The organism is Streptomyces sp. SID14478 (genome assembly GCF_010548525.1).
Classification (GTDB): Bacteria; Actinomycetota; Actinomycetes; order Streptomycetales; family Streptomycetaceae; genus Streptomyces.
In genome coordinates, this window is sequence record NZ_JAAGMG010001409.1 from 1 (window position 1) to 729 (window position 729).

Sequence of the window (729 nt, forward strand, 5' to 3'; positions counted from 1 at the left end):
GTGGCGGCCACCGTCGAGGAGGCCGCCGACTGGGTCCGCCGCCATGCTCAGGGCGCGCCGGTCTCCGGGTAGCGCCGCGGCGTCCACGCCACCGTCCGGCCGTCGCCCCGGGCCACGGCCTGCGTCTGGGACGAGCCGACGATGAGCAGCGTGCGCATGTCGACCTCGGACGGCTCCAGGTCGGCCAGGCGTATCACCCGTATCGACTCCTCGGGGCCGCCGACGTCACGGGCCACGACGACCGGGGTGTCCGGCAGCCGCAGCTCCAGGAGCAGCTCCCGCGCCTTGCCGACCTGCCAGGTGCGGCTGCGCGAACCGGGGTTGTAGAGCGCCAGGACGAGATCGGCCGTGGCCGCCGTGCGCAGCCGCTCCGCGATGACCTCCCACGGCTTGAGCCGGTCGGACAGGGAGAGCGTGGCGTAGTCGTGGCCGAGGGGCGCGCCGGCCTTCGCGGCGGCGGCGTTGGCGGCGGTGACGCCCGGCAGGACCCGTACCGGGATCGTCGCGTAGCGCTCCTCCGCGGCCACTTCGAGCACCGCTGTCGCCATCGCGAAGACGCCGGGGTCGCCGCCCGACACCACCGCGACGCGGTGCCCGCGCCGCGCCAGGTCGAGCGCGAACTCGGCGCGCTCCGACTCCACCTTGTTGTCCGAGCCGTGGCGGCGCTGCCCCGGGCGGACCGGCACCCGGTCGAGGTACGTGGTGTACCCGACGAGGTCGTCGGCGCCG

General features: G+C 75.7%; 1 protein-coding gene. It reads right to left on the reverse strand.

Annotated elements, in window-relative coordinates; translation table 11 throughout:
• Window positions 1-47: 47 nt before the first annotated feature.
• Window positions 48-729: precorrin-3B C(17)-methyltransferase (gene cobJ / locus G3I40_RS44620; RefSeq protein WP_164560493.1), on the reverse strand; the 682-nt coding region annotated here is incomplete at its 5' end.